General features: G+C 72.5%; 17 protein-coding genes. 1 reads left to right on the top strand and 16 read right to left on the bottom strand.

The window, feature by feature from the left end; translation table 11 throughout:
• From ACZ4V6_RS22805 to ACZ4V6_RS22730, 16 genes are all read right to left on the bottom strand, one after another.
• The coding region (locus ACZ4V6_RS22805; RefSeq protein WP_467830294.1) for a flavodoxin-dependent (E)-4-hydroxy-3-methylbut-2-enyl-diphosphate synthase at positions 1-206 on the bottom strand (206 nt) is incomplete at its 3' end.
• 4 nt (positions 207-210) lie between these two features.
• The gene (hpnH, locus tag ACZ4V6_RS22800) at positions 211-1,233 is read right to left on the bottom strand and encodes an adenosyl-hopene transferase HpnH (RefSeq protein ID WP_467830292.1); all 1,023 of its coding nucleotides are present in this window, start codon (positions 1,231-1,233) and stop codon (positions 211-213) included.
• Between the two features lie 6 nt (positions 1,234-1,239).
• Positions 1,240-1,881 (bottom strand): phosphorylase family protein, encoded by a 642-nt coding sequence (locus tag ACZ4V6_RS22795; protein ID WP_467830290.1) that lies wholly within the window; start codon positions 1,879-1,881, stop codon positions 1,240-1,242.
• Positions 1,881-3,923 (bottom strand): squalene--hopene cyclase, encoded by a 2,043-nt coding sequence (gene shc, locus ACZ4V6_RS22790; RefSeq protein WP_467830288.1) that lies wholly within the window; start codon positions 3,921-3,923, stop codon positions 1,881-1,883. Before shc ends, ACZ4V6_RS22795 begins: the two co-directional genes overlap by 1 nt.
• Positions 3,924-4,041: 118 nt before the next feature.
• A complete protein-coding gene (locus ACZ4V6_RS22785; RefSeq protein WP_467830315.1) occupies positions 4,042-5,106 on the bottom strand; it encodes a polyprenyl synthetase family protein in 1,065 nt (354 codons plus the stop codon).
• A gap of 68 nt (positions 5,107-5,174) precedes the next feature.
• Complete coding sequence (gene hpnE / locus ACZ4V6_RS22780; protein ID WP_467830285.1) at positions 5,175-6,608, bottom strand: hydroxysqualene dehydroxylase HpnE; 1,434 nt, start codon at positions 6,606-6,608, stop codon at positions 5,175-5,177.
• Positions 6,605-6,739: a DUF6380 family protein gene (locus tag ACZ4V6_RS22775; RefSeq protein WP_467830283.1), complete on the bottom strand. Its 135-nt coding sequence runs from the start codon at positions 6,737-6,739 to the stop codon at positions 6,605-6,607. The genes hpnE and ACZ4V6_RS22775 overlap by 4 nt, the downstream gene beginning before the upstream one ends.
• On the bottom strand, positions 6,736-7,686 hold the full coding sequence (gene hpnD, locus ACZ4V6_RS22770) for a presqualene diphosphate synthase HpnD (protein WP_467830280.1): 951 nt from the start codon (positions 7,684-7,686) through the stop codon (positions 6,736-6,738). Before hpnD ends, ACZ4V6_RS22775 begins: the two co-directional genes overlap by 4 nt.
• The gene (gene hpnC, locus ACZ4V6_RS22765; protein ID WP_467830277.1) at positions 7,683-8,585 is read right to left on the bottom strand and encodes a squalene synthase HpnC; all 903 of its coding nucleotides are present in this window, start codon (positions 8,583-8,585) and stop codon (positions 7,683-7,685) included. Before hpnC ends, hpnD begins: the two co-directional genes overlap by 4 nt.
• A gap of 361 nt (positions 8,586-8,946) precedes the next feature.
• Positions 8,947-9,735, bottom strand: a complete 789-nt coding sequence (locus tag ACZ4V6_RS22760) for an ABC transporter ATP-binding protein (protein ID WP_467830275.1) — start codon at positions 9,733-9,735, stop codon at positions 8,947-8,949.
• Positions 9,728-10,657 carry an ABC transporter permease gene (locus ACZ4V6_RS22755; RefSeq protein WP_467830273.1) on the bottom strand — a complete coding sequence of 310 codons (930 nt, stop codon included), beginning with the start codon at positions 10,655-10,657 and terminating at the stop codon, positions 9,728-9,730. The genes ACZ4V6_RS22760 and ACZ4V6_RS22755 overlap by 8 nt, the downstream gene beginning before the upstream one ends.
• Positions 10,658-10,754: 97 nt before the next feature.
• The gene (locus ACZ4V6_RS22750; protein ID WP_467830270.1) at positions 10,755-11,639 is read right to left on the bottom strand and encodes a glycosyltransferase family 2 protein; all 885 of its coding nucleotides are present in this window, start codon (positions 11,637-11,639) and stop codon (positions 10,755-10,757) included.
• Positions 11,636-12,415 (bottom strand): CDP-alcohol phosphatidyltransferase family protein, encoded by a 780-nt coding sequence (locus tag ACZ4V6_RS22745; protein WP_467830268.1) that lies wholly within the window; start codon positions 12,413-12,415, stop codon positions 11,636-11,638. Before ACZ4V6_RS22745 ends, ACZ4V6_RS22750 begins: the two co-directional genes overlap by 4 nt.
• Entirely contained in the window at positions 12,393-13,454 is a 1,062-nt protein-coding gene (locus ACZ4V6_RS22740; protein WP_467830265.1) for an iron-containing alcohol dehydrogenase family protein, read from the bottom strand. The genes ACZ4V6_RS22745 and ACZ4V6_RS22740 overlap by 23 nt, the downstream gene beginning before the upstream one ends.
• Entirely contained in the window at positions 13,442-14,194 is a 753-nt protein-coding gene (locus tag ACZ4V6_RS22735) for a phosphocholine cytidylyltransferase family protein (RefSeq protein ID WP_467830263.1), read from the bottom strand. The genes ACZ4V6_RS22740 and ACZ4V6_RS22735 overlap by 13 nt, the downstream gene beginning before the upstream one ends.
• Positions 14,191-16,011 (bottom strand): DUF5941 domain-containing protein, encoded by a 1,821-nt coding sequence (locus tag ACZ4V6_RS22730; RefSeq protein WP_467830260.1) that lies wholly within the window; start codon positions 16,009-16,011, stop codon positions 14,191-14,193. Before ACZ4V6_RS22730 ends, ACZ4V6_RS22735 begins: the two co-directional genes overlap by 4 nt.
• Before the next feature lie 453 nt (positions 16,012-16,464).
• Here ACZ4V6_RS22730 and ACZ4V6_RS22725 point away from each other — a divergent pair, with 453 nt between their 5' ends.
• On the top strand, positions 16,465-17,403 hold the full coding sequence (locus tag ACZ4V6_RS22725) for a cation diffusion facilitator family transporter (protein WP_467830258.1): 939 nt from the start codon (positions 16,465-16,467) through the stop codon (positions 17,401-17,403).
• Positions 17,404-17,411: the final 8 nt, after the last annotated feature.

The following is a 17,411-nucleotide window of genomic DNA, read 5'->3' as shown; positions in this document are numbered from 1 at the left end:
ACGATCTGGCAGCCCGAGGCCGTCAGCTCGGCGATCTGCTGGAGGGTCGCGCCGATGTCGGACGTACGGGTCGTCGTCATCGACTGCACCGACACCGGGGCGCCGCCGCCCACCGCCACCGGCCCGACCTGGATCCGCCGCGACGTGCGCCGCTCGGCGATCGGCCGGACCGGTACCTCGGGGACGCCCAGGGAGACGGCGGTCACGGCGTCAGTCCCGGTTCCCGGAGACCGTCTCCCGCATGGCCCGCAGGGACTCCTTGAGGGAGCCCATGGTGGCCAGGACGGCGGTGGGTTCGTAGCCGCAGTGCGCCATGCAGTTGGCGCAGCGCGGGTCCTTGCCGCGGCCGTACTTGTCCCAGTCAGTCTCCTCGATCAGCTCCCGGTACGTGGGCACGTACCCGTCGCTCATCAGGTAGCAGGGGCGCTGCCAGCCGAAGAGGGAGTAGTTCGGGATCGCCCAGGCGGTGCAGGGGAAGTCGACCTTGCCCTCGAGGAAGTCGAGGAACAGCGGGGAGTGGTTGAGCCGCCAGCGGGTCCGGTTGCCGCCCGAAAACGCCTTCCTGAACAGCTCGCGGGTCTGCTCCACGCCCAGGAAGTGCTCCTGGTCGGGCGCCTTCTCGTAGGCGTAGGCGGGCGAGATCATCATCTCGTCGACCTGGAGGTCGTCGTTGAGGAAGTTGAGCACCTCGACGACGGTCTGCGGGGTGTCGGTGTTGAAGAAGGTCGAGTTGGTGGTGACCCGGAAGCCGCGCCGCTTGGCCTCCTTGATGGCCTCCACGGCCTCGTCGAACACCCCCTCCTTCGCCACGGACTCGTCGTGCCGCTCACGCAGTCCGTCGATGTGCACCGCGAACGCGAAGTACGGAGAGGGCGTGAACTTGTCCATCTTCTTGCGCATGAGCAGGGCGTTGGTGCACAGGAAGACATACTTCCGCTTGGCCACCAGCTGGCGGACGATCTCGTCGATCTGGGGGTGCATCAGCGGCTCGCCACCGGCGATGGAGACCATCGGCGCGCCGGATTCGAGCACCGCCCCCACGGCCTGTGCGACCGGCATGCGCTGCTTGAGCACCCCGGCCGGGTGCTGGATCTTGCCGCATCCCTCGCACTTCAGATTGCAGGCGAACAGCGGCTCCAGCTCCACGATGAGCGGGAACTTGTCCCGCCGGCGGAGCTTCTGTTCGGCCAAGTATGTAGCGACCTTGACGGACTGGCGCAGCGGCATGGCCATCTGGGCTCACCTCCTGGGGAGCGGCAAAGAACGGTGCCATTCGAAAAATGCGGGAAGCAGGGACCGGAGGACGCGGAAGGCCGATATTCCACCGCGCAGGGTTCCGATCCGGACGAGTTCGTGTTCGGGAGCGTCCACGACCACCCGGACGGCCGCCACGGGGCGCGTGCCCGTACGGACGGCGCTCAGGAGCGTGGCGGCGGACTCCATGTCGACGGCGATCGCGCCGGTCGCGAGCAGGTCGGCGCGTTCGGGGCCGCGGACGACGTGGTCCGAGCCGGTCAGCGGCCCGGTGTGGACGGTGCGCCCGGGCACGGCACGGGCGAGCTCCTTGACGAGCCGGTCGGTCCCCACGCACCCGACCGTGCCCCGCGGGTCCCGGGTCTCCCCGGCGACGACCAGGTCGCCGGGGTGCATGCCGGGGGCGAGGCCCGCGCAGAAGCCCGTGGCCAGGACCGCGGCGTCGCCGAGCGCCGGGCCGGCCAGGACCCGGGCGACGGAGCGCTCGGCCGCCTTCGGCCCCATGCCGGTCCGCAGGACCGTGACCGGCCCGGCGGCCCCGCCGCGGTCACCGGCGCGCAGGGCGAGGTGCTCGATGCCGAGCGCGCAGGCGATCAGCAGCGGGGCCGGTCCGGGCTGGGCGCTCATCAGCTCCCCTTCGCCTCGGTCAGCGACTCGGCGAGCGCCTGGACCGTGCGGGGCGCCTTGGCGAAGGGTTCGCCGTGGACGTACCGGCCGAGCGCGGTGAGCGGGAAGACCTGCCGGTAGAGGTGGTAGTTGATCGAGAAGTCCCAGGGGAAGCCGGTGCCGGTGAAGTACGGCTCGTCCCAGGAACCGTCCTCCCGCTGGGTGGCGGCCAGCCACTCGATGCCGCGCTCGACGGCCTTGGAGTCCCTCTCCCCCGCCGCCAGCAGGGCCATCAGCGCCCAGCCCGTCTGCGAGGCGGTCGAGGCGCCCTTCCCGCTCCACTGCCCGACGTGGCGGTAGGAGCGCAGGTCCTCGCCCCAGCCGCCGTCGTCGTTCTGGACGGACTCCAACCAGCTCACCGCGCGGCGGACGGCCGGGTGCGAGCCGGGGAGGCCGGCCGCCACCAGGGCGGGGACGACGGAGCCGGTGCCGTAGACGTAGTTGACGCCCCAGCGGCCGAACCACGAGCCGTCCGCCTCCTGTTCGGCGAGCAGCCACTGGATGCCGCGCCGGGTGCGCGGGTCGTGGGCGAGGCCCTCGACCGCCAGCATCTCCACGACGTGCGCGGTGACGTCCGCGGACGGCGGGTCGATGACCTCGCCGAAGTCGCAGAACGGCAGCCGGTTGGGGAAGGGGCTGGTGTTGTCGACGTCGAAGGCGCCCCAGGCGCCGTTCCTGGACTGCATGCCGAGGTTCCAGCGCACCCCGCGGCCGACGGCCTTCTCCACCCGCTCCGGGTCGTGGTGGCGCACGCGGCGCAGCGCGAGGACGACCTCGGCGGTGTCGTCGATGTCGGGGTAGTTGTCGTTGTGGAACTCGAACGCCCAGCCGCCGGGCGGAAGGCCGGGCCGCTTCACCGACCAGTCGCCGGGGCGCACGATCTGTTCGCCGAGCATCCAGTCCGCCGCCTTGACCAGCTGCGGGTGGTCGGCGGGCACCCCGGCGTCGGCCAGCGCGATGACGGCCAGGCAGGTGTCCCACACCGGGGACTGGCACGCCTCGATCATCCGGGCCCCGTCCTCGCGCCACACCGCGAAGCGGTCCAGGGACTCCAGGCCCGCCCGCATGACGGGGTGTTCGAGGTCGTAGCCGAGGAGGTACAGGGCGATGACCGAGTACACCGCAGGCGGCTGGATGCCGCCCCAGCAGCCGTCGTTCTCCTGCCGTTCGACGATCCAGCGGGCGGCGGTGTTCATCGCCGCCCGGCGCAGCCGCTTCGACGCGATCCTGCGGTAGGCGTGCAGCGCCCTGTCGATCCGCTGGAAGGCGCCGTCCCAGCTCGCCGCCGGTGCCAGGGGCCGCGGCGGGTTGGGCCGGGCCGGGTCGGTGTGCAGCTCGTCGAGCGGGAACGGCGCCGGGCGCACCGGCCGCTTCGCCGAGACGATGGTCAGCGGAACGATGGTCTGCCGGGCCCAGCAGCCGAAGTCGTAGATGTTCAGCGGCAGCCAGGTCGGGAACCAGATCAGCTCCGGCGGCAGTTCCGGCAGGTCCTCCCACTTCCACCAGCCGAACAGGGCCAGCCAGATGCGGGTGAAGACGCGGGAGGCGGCGATGCCCCCCTGGGCCCGGACCCATTCCGCGGCCTTCGCCATGTGCGGGGCGTCGGGGGCGTCGCCGGCCAGGCGCAGGGCGACGTAGGCCTCGATGGTGGTGGACAGTTCCCCGGGGCCGCCGTAGAAGGTGGCCCAGGTGCCGTCCTCGCGCTGCTCGCCGCGGATGAAGAGGGCGGCGGCCCGGGTGGTCTCCTCGTCCCGGATGCCGAGGAACTGACGCAGGAGCAGGTCCTCGGCGTCCATCGTGACGTTGGTCTCGAGATCGCCCTTCCACCAGCCCTCGGCGTCCTGCCGGGAGAGCAGGAAGTCGGTGGCGCGCTGCGTCGCGCGGGCGGCGGCTTCGTGGACCCCGGCCGCCGCGGCGGGGCTCGTGATGTCGGCTGTTTCGCTGGCCGCGGCTGCGCGGGGCGGGAGGGTCGCCCCGGTGCTTCCGTCGGTCGTCGCTGTCATGGCTTCCCCTTCGTGCAGTGTGCAGGTGGTGCGTCTGCTGTGGGTCCGCCGTCGGCCGGTGCTTCTCTTCCCGCGACACCGGCCGGCGACTACGCGAGGGCTATTCGACCGATAGTGATCATCTCTTTCGTACGACGACGAAGTCCGCGAGCGCCGTGAACCGGTCCCGTACCCGGTCGGGCATGTCGACGGCGTCGAGGGCCTCGATGGCGATGGTGTGCTGGCGGCGCGCCTCGTCGGCGGTCCACTCGCGCCCGCCCGCCTCCTCGATGAGGGCGGCACGGGCCGCGAACTCCTCCTCGGAGAAGTTCGCGAAGTCGCTGCTCTTGGCGTCGGCGGCGAGGATCTCGCCGAGCCGCTCGGAGGCGGGGCCGCCCGCGGCCAGGGCGGCCACGACCGGGAGGGACTTCTTGCGCTGGCGCAGGTCGCTCCAGGTCTGCTTGCCGGTGGCGTCCGGGTCGCCCCAGATGCCGAGCAGGTCGTCGACGGCCTGGAAGGCCAGACCGAGGTGGTAGCCGTACTTCTCCAGGGTGTCGGCGGTGTGCTCGTCGGCGCCGCCGAGGACCGCGCCGATCGAGCTGGCGGAGGCGAGCAGGGCGCCGGTCTTGTTGCCCTCCATCTCCAGGCACTCCTCGACGCTGACCCGGTCGCGGTGCTCGTAGGAGATGTCCTGCGCCTGACCGTCGATCAGGGCGAGGCTGGCACGGGTGAGGCGGCGGGCGGCGCGGCCGGCGTCGACGGTGCCGAGTTCCAGCAGCACCTCGTTGGCCAGGGCGAACAGGGCGTCGCCGACCAGGATGGCCTGGGCGGGGCCGTGCACCTTCCAGGCGGTGTCCCGGTGGCGGCGCTGTTCGTCGCCGTCCATCAGGTCGTCGTGCAGGAGGGAGAAGTTGTGCACCAGTTCCACGGCGACCGCGCCGGGGACGCCGACCTCGGGCGCGGCGCCGGTGACCTCGGCGGAGAGCACCGCGAGCGCGGGGCGGACGGCCTTGCCGCCGTCGCCGTCCGCGGGCTTGCCCTGGGCGTCGATCCAGCCGAAGTGGTAGGCGGCGACGGTGTCCATGGGGGGCGCCAGGCGGTCGACGGCCGCGCGCAGGACCGGCGTGGCCAGGGTCCGGCCGCGCTCCAGGAGCGCGGCCACGTCCACCGTGGTCCGTCGATCGGCCTTCGGGGCCGGGGGCACAGTGGACACAGTCTCTCCTCCATTTGCGGTACCGGGAGTCCGGGAGTCGGTCCCGCGCGGATCGGTTCTCATGCCGCCTCCTCGAAATCGGGAAGGCGGTCGCGGGACCGGCCCAGGGCGGCGAGCGCGGCTCCCGCCGCCCCGACACCGCTGCGGACGGCACTCTCCATGGTCGCGGGCCACCCGGTGGCGGTCCATGCTCCGGCCAGGTACAGGCCGGGTGCCTTGGTGCGGGCGCCGGGCCTGAGCCGCCCGACGCCGGGAGCCGGCGCGAAGGTCGCGGTGCGCTCCCTGGTCACGAAGAAGTCCCTCACCCCGGCGCCCCGGGTGCGGGGCAGCAGCCGCTCCAGTTCGGGCAGGTAGCGCTCGCGCAGCGCGGCCACGGGCGTGTCGATCTCGTCCTGCGCGGTCGACTGGGACAGCGCCAGGTACTGACCGTCCTTCAGGCCGGAGGCCTCGGTGCGGTCGAACACCCACTGCACCGGGGTGCCGAGGGCCGTGAGGAAGGGCGCGGCGAGCACCTTCCGGTCGTAGATCACGTGGATGTTGAGGATCGGCGCGGTGCCGATCTCCAGCAGGTTCCCGGGGGCGTCGAGCGCGCCCGCCGGCAGCAGGTCGTGCGCCTCGCGCTGCGGTACGGCGAGGACGACGGCGTCCGCCCGCAGCGTCCCGCCGGGGACCCGGACGCTCCACTCGCCGTTCCCGTCCACGGAGACGGAGGCGACGCGGGTACGGACCTCGGTGCGCACGCCCGCGGAGTCGAGCGCCCTGCGGGCCAGCCGGTCGTGCAGTTCGCCCAGCGGGACGCGGGCCCAGCCGATGTCGGCCGCGCCCGGGTCGGACAGCAGACCAGTCTTGAACACCATCGCGGCGAGCCCCAGGGAGGCGTCGCCCGCGGCCGCGTTGAGGGTGGCGACCCCGACCAGGTCCCACAGGGCCTCGACGGCACGCGGCGACTGACCGTGCGCGGTCAACCAGCTGCCGAAGTCCTGGTCGTCCAGCGCGGGATCGGCGAGGTCGAGCCCCTTGAGCGCGAGCGCGGCACGCCCGACCCGGGCGCGTTCGGCGAGCGAGAGATGCGGATACGTGGCGAGGCTGCGCCCCAGGTGCAGGGGCACGGGCAGCGCGTCGCGCCGCAGCCGGCCGAGCCGTCGGCCCTCGGGCCCGGCCAGGTCGACGACGGGCACGTCGAGACGTTCCTGCACCGGGGCGAGCGCGGTCCCCTCGATGCGGTCGAGGAACCAGCGGTAGGCGGTGCAGCAGCGCAGGTACACGTGCTGGCCGTTGTCGACGGTCAGGTCGCCGCGCCGGAAGGAGAAGGCGAGTCCGCCCAGGCGCGGCCGCCCCTCCAGCAGGGTGACGCGCACCCCGGCGTCGGCGAGGGCGAGCGCGGCGGTGACGCCGGCGAGCCCGCCGCCGACCACGACGGCGTGTCTGCCGGCCGGGACGGCGGAGACGTCCGCGAGCGGCCCGTCGTCACGCGTGCCGTTGCCGTGGGTCATCGTGCACCTTTCCCTGCCCGGTCGCCGTGGTGTGTGAACGCTGTACGGCAGACCGTCTCAGTCAGGGACGCAGCCCGCCACCGGAGGGTTGCCCGCCGCTCTCCCCGGGCAGTGCCCGGTGCCCCCGTCACGGGCGCCGCCCGACGGCCCGCCGGGCCACGTGCCGGGTGTCCAGCCCGGACAGGCCGCGCACGGCGACGTACGCCTTCTCGCGCCCGGGCAGCGAGACCCTGCCGCGCAGCACGGCCCCGGGGTCGCGTTCGATACGGTCCAGGAGACGGCGGTAGATGCCGGCCATGGCGGCGACGCAGGCTCCGCTGCGCCGGTCGAGCATCGGGAGCAGCCGGTAGCCCTCGGCGAAGAGGGCGCGGGCCCGGCGCGCCTCGAAGTGCACGAGGCCCGCGAAGTCGGAGCCCTCCGGCGGGACGGGCCCGTCGAACCCGGCCGAGCAGCCGAACTTGGCGAGGTCGTCGGCGGGCAGGTAGGTGCGGCCGTCCTGCGCGTCCTCGCGGACGTCCCGGAGGATGTTGGTGAGCTGGAGCGCGAGTCCGAGCGTGTCGGCGTACTCGGACGCGCGTTCGACGCCGCGCGCCCCCGGTTCGGTGCCGAAGACGCCGAGCGAGAGGCGTCCGATGGCACCGGCCACGCAGCGGCAGTAGACCTTCAGGTCGTCCCAGGTCTCGTAGGTCTCGCCGCGCAGGTCCATCTGCACGCCGTCGATCAGTTCGTCCAGTCCGCCGAGCGGGATCGGGAACCGCCGCGCGGCGTGGGAGAGGGCGACGGCCACGGGGTCGGTGTCGTCCTCGTCGACCGCGCCCTCGTGGACGCGGCCGAGCAGCGCCCGGGTCTCCTCCAGGCGGGCGACCTTGACGTCGGCCGGGAGCTCTCCGTCGCCGATGTCGTCGACGCGGCGCGAGAAGGCGTACAGCGCCGACATCGCCCGGCGCTTGGGCGTCGGCAGGAGCCGGATGCCGTAGGCGAAGTTCCGGGCCTGCTGTCCGGTGACGGTCTCGCAGTAGCTGTACGCGGCGAGTACCGGTGCGGACACGTGTGCTGACGGCTCCACGGCCCGGATCACCCCTCTCCTCGCAGGGTCGCGCCCACCTCGCGCAGCAACCGGACCTTACCGGGCGCGGGCGGGCCGGGAAGTACGTCGTGACCGGCGGCGGCGATCGCCCCGAGGGCCGCTCGTCCCCCGGCCACGAATCCCGCGAGCAGCAGCTTCAGCCTTCCGTGGACGCTGCCCACCAGGGGGGAGCCTTCATCCAGCAGATCGCGGGCGCGGCCGGCCTCGAAGGCGATCAGGGCGCGCACCGACGCGCCCGCGCTGGGAGCGGCGAGGTCGGCCTCCGTGACGTGGAAGCGCTTCATGTCCTCGGCGGGCAGGTAGACGCGGTCCCGGGCCAGGTCCTCGGCCACGTCCTGGAGGTGTTCGACGATCTGCAGGGCCGTGCAGATCCGGTCGGAGTGGCGGACCCGCTCGGGTGTCGAGGTGCCGGTGACGGCGAGGACGAGACGGCCGACCGGGTTGGCGGACAGCTCGCAGTAGGCGAGGAGGTCGTCGTACGTCTCGTACCGGCCGACCACCTGGTCCTGGCGGTTGGCGGCGATGAGGCCGAGGAAGGGCTCGGGGGTGAGTGAGCGGCGGCGCACGGTGGGCTGCAGGCGCCGCAGCAGGGGGTGGCGGGGCGTGCCGTCGAAGACCCTGCGCAGGTCGGCCTCGAAGGCGTCCAGCATCAGCAGCCGGTCGCCGGCGCCGTCGTCGGGGACGCCGAGGAGGCGGGCGTCGGCGCCGCCGGGGGCCAGGTCGCCGTCGCCGATGTCGTCGACCAGGCGGGCGAAGCCGTAGACGGCCATGAGGTCGGCGCGCCAGTCGCGGGGCAGGAAGAAGGGGGCCACGGGGAAGTTCTCGCTCGCGGCCTTGTCGAGCGTGCCGCGCTCCGGGTCGACGGCACGCGCCGTGTCGGTCGCCGTCATCGCAGGCTGCCCGGGACGGGGACGGCGCACGCTTCGCGGAGCAGGGGAGTTTCCGTCGCCATTGCCGTCACATCTCCCGTTCTACACTGCCGACCCAATACACACTATTTCGGACACGCCGCCCGGCCGCCCGCGCAGCGGGCCCGCTCGAGGGTGACGGGCATTATCGCCCCATGTGCCGCGTTTCGGGACCGGTACAGCTTACGTTGTACGACTCAGCGAGTTCCGCCGGGGGGGCGCGGCACACCACGACAACGCGCCGATCGGCCTCAAGATTCCTGATCCGACCGGGAGTTGACGCTTCCTTTGCAGACCCGGGGCCCCGCCGGAACGGTTCCGGCGGGGCCCCGGGCGTGTCGGGCTACTTGCCCGTGAACTTCTCGTACTCCCTGAGCACCTCGTCGGTCGGCCCGTCCATGCGCAGCTCGCCGCGCTCCAGCCACAGGACGCGGTTGCAGGTGTCGCGGATGGACTTGTTGTTGTGGCTGACCAGGAAGACCGTGCCGGCCTCCTTGCGCAGCTCGCGGATGCGCTGCTCGGAGCGCGTCTGGAACTTGCGGTCGCCGGTGGCCAGCGCCTCGTCGATCATGAGGACGTCGTGGTCCTTGGCGGCGGCGATGGAGAAGCGCAGCCGGGCCGCCATGCCGGAGGAGTAGGTGCGCATCGGCAGGGTGATGAAGTCGCCCTTCTCGTTGATCCCGGAGAAGTCGACGATGTCCTGGTACCGCTCCTTGATCTGCTCGCGGGACATGCCCATGGCGAGACCGCCCAGGATGACGTTCCGCTCGCCGGTCAGGTCGTTCATCAGGGCCGCGTTCACGCCGAGCAGGGAGGGCTGGCCGTCGGTGTAGACCTTGCCCTTCTCGGCGGGCAGCAGGCCGGCGATGGCCCGCAGCAGCGTCGACTTGCCGGATCCGTTGGAACCGATCAGGCCGATGGCCTCGCCCCGGTAGGCGACGAAGGAGACGCCGCGCACCGCGTGCACCTTGCGCACCCCGCGCGCCGCGTCGTCGGAGCCTCGCTTCAGGATGCGGCTGAGGGCCGCGGTGGCGCTGCCCTTGCCGGTCTTGGCGCCGTTGACGCGGTAGACGATGTGGACGTCGTCCGCGATCACCGTCGGCACCCGCTCGTCCTGCTGCTGCTCAGCCACGGCCGTACCTCTCCTCAGCCTTCCAGAAGTACACGAAGCCGCCCGCCATGGCGAGGACGGCCCAGCCGGCCGCCACCGCCCACACGTGCGGCGGGAGGTTCCCGGAGCCGTAGCCGTCGATCAGCGCGAAGCGCATCAGGTCCATGTAGACGGCGGCCGGGTTCCACTGGAGCACGTCGGCGATCCAGGACGGCTTGTCCTTCAGCATCACCGGGATGGAGAACATGACGCCGGAGGCGTACATCCAGGTCCGCAGGATGAACGGCATCAGCTGGGCCAGGTCCGGCGTCTTCGCCCCCATCCGGGCCACGATCAGCGCGAGGCCGGCGTTGAAGAGGAACTGCAGGGCGAGCGTCGGGACGATCAGCAGCCAGGACAGGGCGGGGTAGCTGCCGAAGGCCGCGGCCACGAGGAAGAGCACGATCATCGAGAAGAGCAGCTGCTGGAGCTGCTGGAGCGCGAAGGAGAACGGCAGCGAGGCGCGCGGGAAGTGCAGGGCGCGCACCAGGCCCAGGTTGCCGGAGATCGCGCGGACGCCGGCCATCGCCGAGGACTGCGTGAAGGTGAAGACGAAGATCCCCGTCACCAGGAACGGGATGTACACGTCCTTCGGCATGCCCCTGCCCGCGTTCAGGATCAGGCCGAAGATCAGGTAGTAGACCAGGGCGTTCAGCAGCGGCGTGGCCACCTGCCACAGCTGGCCGAGCTTGGCCTGGCTGTACTGGGCGGTCAGCTTCGCCTGGGAGAAGGCGAGGATGAAGTGCCGCCGCCCCCACAGCTGACGGACGTACTCGGCGAGGGACGGCCGGGCACCGCTCATGGACAGCCCGTGCTTGGCGGCGAGCTGCGCCGCCGTGAGGCCCTCGTCGGGCGACACGGGCGCGGCCGTCACGACCGTGCCGTCGTGCGTTGTCTCACTCACTGATGGAAACTTTCGTCTTCGTCGATGCGTGGCCCGTACGGGCCCGGCATGGGCCGGTCGGCCGGGGACGGCCGGGGTGCTCTCGGACATGAGCTTGTCAGATCACCGGAGGCCGGCCCAGCCGGGTCAGCCGCCACACCGTACGCCACCTCATGGGCCGGCGAGGACCGCACGGAGTGGCCCAGCCCTCCCGGAACCCGCCGAACCATGCCTTCAGGGCCGGGCGCGAGGGGCGGCGCGCCAGCGTGAGCAGCAGCCACACCCCGAGGTAGACCGGTACGAGGAGCGCGGGGAGGTTGCGGCGGGCGAGCCAGACCCGGTTGCGGGCGACCATGCGGTGGTAGACCGCGTGCCGCGAGGGCGCCGTCGTCGGGTGGTACAGCACCATGTCGGACCGGTAGTCGATCATCCAGCCGGCGTCGAGGGCCCGCCAGGCCAGGTCGGTCTCCTCGTGGGCGTAGAAGAACTCGTCCGGCAGGTTGCCGACCTCCGCGAGGACGCGGGTGCGGACGGCGTTGGCGCCGCCGAGGAAGGTGGTCACCCGGGAGGAGCGCATCGGGTCGGAGGCGCGCAGCCGCGGCACGTGCCGGCGCTGGGTCTCGCCGGTGTCCGGGTCGGCGATGCGGAAGCTGATGATGCCGAGCTCCGGGTCGTCCGAGAACGCCTTGCGGCACAGCTCGGCGGTGTCGGTCCGGGCGAGCAGGCCGTCGTCGTCGAGGAAGAGCAGGATGTCGACGTCGGTGCCACCGGGGCCGAAGGCCTCGATGCCGACGTTGCGGCCGCCGGGGATGCCCAGGTTCTCGGGCAGCTCGACGGTGCGGACGCCCGCGGGCACCTCCGGGACGGGTGAGCCGTTGCCGACCACGACGACCTCGACCGGGTCGCCGTCCTGCCCGGCGACCGAGTCGAGCAGGGCGCGCAGTTCCTCGGGGCGGTTGCCCATGGTGATCACGACCGCGCCGACCTTCGGGGCCCCGCTCATCGCAGCCTGCTGGAGGCGAGGACGGACACCAGGTGCAGCAGGGTCTGCAGGAGGGCGATGCCGGCCAGGACGGCGGTGCCGAGGCGGGTGAAGAACAGGTCGCCGCGGCTCGCGTCCACGACGGCGAGGACGAGGATCAGCAGGGACGCCTCGATGCCGAGGATCAGCCGGTGGAACTTGAGCGCACCGGCGGCCCGGCGGGCCAGGGCCATGCCGGAGGAGCGCGGCTCGGAGGCGGCCTCCTTGACGGGCGGCATCCCGGCCTGGTGCCGGGCGACGCCGACCAGGTCGGTCTCGGCCTTGATCAGGATGGCGCCGAGGGCGGCCAGGGTGCCGAGGAAGGCCCACAGCCAGTCGATCCGGCCGGTGCCCCAGATGTCGGCGGCGCGCAGGCCGAGCCCGACGAGGACCGCGGCGTCGGTGAGGTAGGCACCGACGCGGTCCAGGTAGACGCCGCCGAGCGAGTACTGCTTCTTCCAGCGCGCGATCTCGCCGTCGACGCAGTCCAGCAGCAGGTACAGCTGGACCGCCACCACGCCGAGCACGGCGCCCGTGATGCCGGGCACCAGCAGCGCCGGGGCGGCGAGGACGCCGCAGACGGTCATCAGGTACGTGAGCTGGTTGGGCGTGATCCTGGTGTTCACCAGGTAGCGGTCGATCCGCAGCGAGACCTCGCGCATGTAGAGGCGTCCCGCCCAGTGCTCACCGCTGCGCCGGTCCTTGACCCCCGCGGGATGGACGACCGGGCGTAGTTCAGCTACCGATGGCCTTGACATAGTCGGCGTACATGTCCTTGATCTGGTCGGTCGTGAGGTCGAGGTGTTCGAGGATCGTGTAGCGGCCGGGCCGGGTCCGGGGGGCGAACTCCACGGCCCGGACGAACTCGTCCGGGGTGAAACCGATCTCCTGGGGCAGCACCGGCAGTCCGTGCCGGCGCAGGACCCCGGCCATGTGCACCGACTCCTCGTGGGCACCGCGCAGGTACATCGCGAAGGCCGCGCCCAGGCCGCACTGCTCGCCGTGGGCCGCAGCGCGCCGGGGGAAGAGCAGGTCGAAGGCGTGGTTGATCTCGTGGCAGGCACCGGAGGACGGACGCGAGTCGCCGGAGACCGACATGGCGATGCCGCTGAGCACCAGGGCCTCCGCCAGCACCTGGAGGAACTCGTTGTCCCCGACGCCGCCGGGGTGCCGCAGCACGGCCTCGCCGGCCTGACGGGCCATCGCGGCGGCGAGGCCGTCGATCCGCTCGCCCTTGACGCGGTTCGCCAGCTCCCAGTCCGCGATCGCGGAGACGTTGGAGACGGCGTCGCCGATGCCGGCGCGCACGTAGCGCACCGGGGCCTGGCGGATGACGTCCAGGTCGATGACGACCGCGATCGGGTTCGGCACGCCGTAGGAGCCGCGGCCCGCGTCGTTGTCGAGGGTGGCGACCGGGGAGCACAGGCCGTCGTGCGCGAGGTTGGTCGGCACGGCGACCAGCGGCAGGCCGACGCGCGCCGCGGCGAACTTGGCGCAGTCGATGATCTTGCCGCCGCCGAGGCCGACGACCGCGTCGTAGTGGCCGCCCTTCATGGCGCCGGCCAGCTTGATCGCGTCGTCCAGGGTGCCGCCGCCGACCTCGTACCAGTCGGCGCCCGGCAGGGACGGGGAGACGCGGTCGCGCAGCCGGGCACCCGAGCCGCCGCTGACCGCGACGGCGAGCTTGCCCGAGTGGGAGATGCGCTCGTCGGCGAGCACACAGCCCAGGTCGTCGAGGGCGCCCGCGCGGATGTCCACGACGACCGGCGACGGGATGAGCCTCGTCAGTACTGGCACGCGATCTCCCGTCCCTTGGCGAGGTCGTCGTGGTTGTCGATCTCGACCCACTCGACGTCGCCGATGGGCTCCACGTCGATCCGGAAGCCGCGGTCGACCAGCTCCTGGTAGCCGTCCTCGTAGTACAGCTGCGGGTCGCGCTCGAAGGTGGCCTTCAGCGCGTCGGCCAGCTCCGCGGCGGCCTCGCCCTCGATGAGGGTGACGCCGATGTACTCGCCGGTGGCCTCGGCCGGGTCCATCAGCTTGGTGATGCGCCGGACTCCCCCGTCGGGACCGACGACGACCTTCATCTCCTCGTCGGCCAGGGACTTCACGGTGTCCAGCGCCAGGATGATCTTCTTGCCGGCGCCGCGGGCGGCGAGCAGGGTCTTCTCCACGGAGACCGGGTGCACGGTGTCGCCGTTGGCGAGTATCACGCCGTCCTCGAGGGCGTCGCGGCCGCACCACAGGGAGTAGGCGTTGTTCCACTCCTCGGCCTTGTCGTTGTCGATGAGGGTGAGCCTGACGCCGTACTTCTGCTCCAGCGCCTCCTTGCGCTCGTACACGGCCTCCTTGCGGTACCCGACGATCACCCCGACCTCGGTGAGGCCGACCTCGGCGAAGTTGCCCAGGGTCAGGTCGAGGACGGTGATGTCGTCCTCCGCGCCCTCGGGGCCGACCGGGACCAGAGCCTTGGGCAGGGTGTCGGTGTAGGGGCGCAGACGGCGACCGGCGCCGGCCGCCAGCACGAGGCCGATCATGCGGGTTCTCCTTCGTCGTGTACGGCGGGCGCGCCGGCCTTGTGGGCGGCGACCCAGAAGCGGATGCTCTCGACGAGCACCACGAGGGCGACGGCCACGGCGAGCACCGTGAGCGCGACCCTGAAACCGGAGGCGGTGAGCAGCACGGCCAGCACCGTGACCAGCAGCGTGCGCCCCTCGTGCCCTCCGACCGCCCGCACCAGCCAGTGCGGAGGCGCACCCGCGTTGCCCCGGATGCGGTAGACCGTGTCGTAGTGATGGTAGGCGACCGCGGCCACCAGCCCGAAAGCCGCCGGAAGCGCCCCGTTCACGTCCGCTTTCGCCGCCAGTACGAGAACGGTGCCGTACTCGGCGGCCCGGAAGAAGGGCGGGACCAGCCAGTCCAGGGCGCCCTTGAGGGGGCGGGCGACGGCGAGGGCGGACGTCAGCACGTAGACGATCGCGCCGACGACCGGCCAGGGGCCGCCGAAGCCGGTGGACGCGGCCGTCGCGACGACGGCGGCGCCGCCGAGGAGGGCGACGACGGGGGCGGTGAAGCCGGGCAGCCGCCGGGCGGGCCCCCGCAGCCCCGTGGCGACGGCCTCGGCGAGCGGGCCGGAGTCCGCCAGGTCGGCCAGCGCCTTCGCCGCCCGGTCGGTCCGGGTGGCCCTGCGGGTCAGCGAGCGCAGGACGCGGCCCGCCGTGGTGTACGTCGCGGCGAACGCGCAGCCGACGAGCAGCGCGTAGAAGGTGATCCGGGGGGTGGTGGCCGCGGTCAGGACGGCGATCATGGCCCAGCGTTCACCGATGGGCAGGACGATCATGCGGCGCACCCAGACCGTCCAGCCGACGCTGTCGAGCTTGTCGGAGAGGGCCGCGGTGGGGCTGGTGTTGGCGGTGGCGTCGTGGTTGGCCTCGTTGAAGGAGAAGTCCACGACGTGCCGGCAGGTCTGGAGGACCATCGCGCCGAGCGCGAGGGCCCATACGTCGTCGTGGCCGCCGCGGGCGGCGCCGAGGGCGAGGCCCGCGTAGTAGGCGTACTCCTTGGCCCGGTCGAAGGTGGCGTCCAGCCAGGCGCCGAGCGTGGAGTACTGGAGGGAGTAGCGGGCGAGCTGCCCGTCGGTGCAGTCGAGGACGAAGGAGGCGATCAGCAGGACACCGGCGGCGACGAAGCCGCCGCGGGTGCCGGTGGCCGCGCAGCCCGCCGCTATGAGCGCGGTGAGCAGGGAGGCGGTGGTGACCTGGTTGGGGGTCAGTCCGCGCCGCGCGCACCAGCGGGCGATGTAGCGGGAGTAGGGGCTGATGAAGAAGGTGGTGACGAAGCCGTCACGGGCCTTGACCGCCGACTTCAGGCGCACGGCCTCGTCGTCGACGGCGGCGACGGCCTGCCGCGCCTCGTTGCGGGCCTGCGGGTCGGCGGGGACGACGGCGACGAGACGGCCGAGCTCCGGCCGGTGCACGTCGGCGCCTTCGGCGTCGAGCGCGGTGACGATCCGGTCGGCGAGGCCGTCCGGGGCCGCCGCCGTACCGCCGCCCGCGGAGTTCTCCCGGGCCATCGCGCGGGTGAGGGCCTGCCGGGCGCCCGGCTGGGCGGTCACGGCGCCGGGGATCGCGGCGAGCGGGAAGCGGGGGTCGGTGAGGCCGAGGCGCAGGGCGTGCGGATGGCCCACGAAGCGGGCGTCCACGACGGCGACCCGCTCCGCGCCCGGCACCCGGGCCAGCAGCGTCTCGGCGTCGGCCGTGTCGGAGGCGAGCCGTACGTCGAAGCCGAGGGACCGCAGCTCGCTCTCGAGGGACGAACCGGGGACCGGCTGGCCGGTGAGGATGGCGGTCGACAACCGAACTCACTCCCTGGTGCCGACGCCGGTGCGTCGGCCCTGTGCATGGTGGGGCGCCCGTACCTGGGGCACCCGGGCGGCATGTCGGCAGAGGTTATCGGATGCCTGGAACACCGTGTTCACCGCCCGTTTCGCGGTCGGTCGACGCCGTGTGCTCCCGCCTCGGCCGCGATCATCATCGGGGATCCGGGGCCCGCCCCACAAACCGTCCCCCACAAACGGACATCAGGGGCGTCGCGCAGTGTCGAAGGACGTGCGCGGAGGGTCAGGGCGGTATGCGGGCGAGCGGGCGCCGACGCCGCCCCCGGCGCGGCTCCCGCAGCCTGGCACCGCTCTGACCTGCGGAACGTTTCCGCAGGTCAGATGATATGACAACGGTGTTCAGTGCCGCGTTGCCCCATACCCCCCACCCGTAGTTGACTGAGATCCCGCATACACAGGGAGGCGGCTTTCATGGGGGCTGGGCACGATCACGGGCACGCGCACGGCGCGCCCGGCGGGGGCACGGCGACGGCCGCGTACCGCGGCAGGCTGCGGGTCGCGCTGGCGATCACGCTCACCGTCATGGTCGTCGAGATCGTCGGCGGCGTGCTCGCCGACTCGCTCGCGCTGGTCGCCGACGCGGCGCACATGGCGACGGACGCCGTCGGGCTGGGCATGGCCCTGCTGGCGATCCACTTCGCGAACCGGCCGCCGAGCGACCGGCGCACCTTCGGCTACGCCCGCGCGGAGATCCTCGCGGCCCTGGCCAACTGTGTGCTGCTGCTCGGGGTCGGCGGGTACGTCCTGTACGAGGCGATCGAGCGGTTCATCACACCGGCCGGCACCGCGGGCGGGCTGACCGTCGTCTTCGGCGCGATCGGCCTGGTGGCGAACACGGTGTCGCTGACGCTGCTGATGCGGGGGCAGCAGGAGAGCCTGAACGTGCGCGGCGCCTTCCTGGAGGTCGCGGCGGACGCGCTGGGTTCGCTGGCGGTGATCGTCTCGGCGCTGGTCATCCTGGCCACGGGCTGGCAGCCGGCCGACCCGATCGCTTCCCTGGTGATCGGTCTGATGATCGTGCCGCGCACGTGGCGGCTGCTGCGCGAGACGCTGGACGTGCTGCTGGAGGCGGCGCCCAAGGGCGTGGACATCGCCGAGGTGCGCGCCCACATACTGGCGCTGGACGGCGTCGAGGACGTCCACGACCTGCACGCGTGGACCATCACCTCGGGCATGCCGGTGCTGTCGGCGCACGTGGTGGTGAGCGGGGAGGCGCTGAACGCGATCGGTCACGAGAAGATGCTGCACGAGCTGCAGGGCTGCCTGGGCGACCACTTCGACGTGGAGCACTGCACCTTCCAGCTGGAGCCCGGCGGACACGCGCAGCACGAGGCCCGGCTGTGCCACTGAGGCGCGGG

The organism is Streptomyces sp. NPDC029152, assembly GCF_055564355.1.
The sequence above is the reverse complement of the archived record's forward strand: the minus strand, read 5'-3'. Positions and strand labels throughout refer to the sequence as shown.

Coding starts and splice junctions, on each gene's coding strand:
- shc (WP_467830288.1), bottom strand. CDS start 3,923: ATGACAGCGACGACCGACGGAAGCACCGGGGCGACCCTCCCGCCCCGC.
- hpnH (WP_467830292.1), bottom strand. CDS start 1,233: ATGGCCATGCCGCTGCGCCAGTCCGTCAAGGTCGCTACATACTTGGCC.
- ACZ4V6_RS22745 (WP_467830268.1), bottom strand. CDS start 12,415: ATGTCAAGGCCATCGGTAGCTGAACTACGCCCGGTCGTCCATCCCGCG.
- hpnC (WP_467830277.1), bottom strand. CDS start 8,585: ATGACGGCGACCGACACGGCGCGTGCCGTCGACCCGGAGCGCGGCACG.
- ACZ4V6_RS22750 (WP_467830270.1), bottom strand. CDS start 11,639: ATGAGCGGGGCCCCGAAGGTCGGCGCGGTCGTGATCACCATGGGCAAC.
- ACZ4V6_RS22795 (WP_467830290.1), bottom strand. CDS start 1,881: ATGAGCGCCCAGCCCGGACCGGCCCCGCTGCTGATCGCCTGCGCGCTC.
- ACZ4V6_RS22735 (WP_467830263.1), bottom strand. CDS start 14,194: ATGATCGGCCTCGTGCTGGCGGCCGGCGCCGGTCGCCGTCTGCGCCCC.
- hpnE (WP_467830285.1), bottom strand. CDS start 6,608: ATGACCCACGGCAACGGCACGCGTGACGACGGGCCGCTCGCGGACGTC.
- ACZ4V6_RS22725 (WP_467830258.1), top strand. CDS start 16,465: ATGGGGGCTGGGCACGATCACGGGCACGCGCACGGCGCGCCCGGCGGG.